At 42.7% G+C, this 826-nt stretch carries 1 protein-coding gene; it reads right to left on the minus strand.

What is annotated here, in order from left to right; all coding sequences use genetic code 11:
* Positions 1-655, minus strand: a 655-nt coding sequence (locus tag ACTHS3_RS16215; RefSeq protein ID WP_440368534.1) for a lytic murein transglycosylase, incomplete at its 3' end; no start/stop codon positions are given.
* Positions 656-826: the final 171 nt, after the last annotated feature.

Consider the following 826-nt stretch of genomic DNA (forward strand, 5'->3'; position numbering starts at 1 on the left):
TAAATTGCGGCATGCCCATCGCGCCGGCATAGCTGCCTTTGAAGTCAAAGATATTTTCTTTTTCTTCTTTTGCCATCTGCAAAAGTTCACTCAATTCATTTTGGAAAAACTCGGCACGGCGAGGATAATCAAAGGCCAATGTACTCAAGGCATCGGCAACGCGGAAGCTGCCTGTATTTTTACCATAATTGGTTTCAATCCCGAGAATCGCCACAATCAATTCGGCAGGTACGCCGTATTTGCGTGCCACATCATCAATTGCGGCACGGTTTGCCGCATAGAATTGTCTGCCGCCGTTAAATTTGGCTGCACCGGAGTTACCGGTACGGAATTCATACCAAGGACGCGAAGTGCTTGGGCGGTACATAATAGTAATAATATTGCCTTTATACACCACGCCATTGAAGAAGTTACGCAATTCTTCCGCACTGAAACGACGGTTTTTCACTTCATATTGGATAAACTGCTGAACATTGACGTTTTCATTAAAACCGCTGCTGGCAACAGATTCAGCCGCAGCATCAAATACAGGTCGTTTTGCAGAGGAAACAGGCTCGACAGGTTTTGCCGTATCAACAGTAGGCTTTTGCGGAGTGCCGCATGAAGCTAAAGCCAAAGCAGTCAAACCTATCCCAAAGATTTTGATTTTATTCATAAATAATCTCTTTACTAAATAATACGACAAACCCGAACACGAATGAATATTCGGCCAATACATCATCTCTTCATATCAACCGCTATATTTCTAGACAAACTCAAAAATATAGACAAATCGATATTTACTTACTTCGACTCAAGCACATAAACAAGGCCGTCTGAAATCCAA

This window comes from Neisseria sp. P0009.S007, from assembly GCF_051962515.1.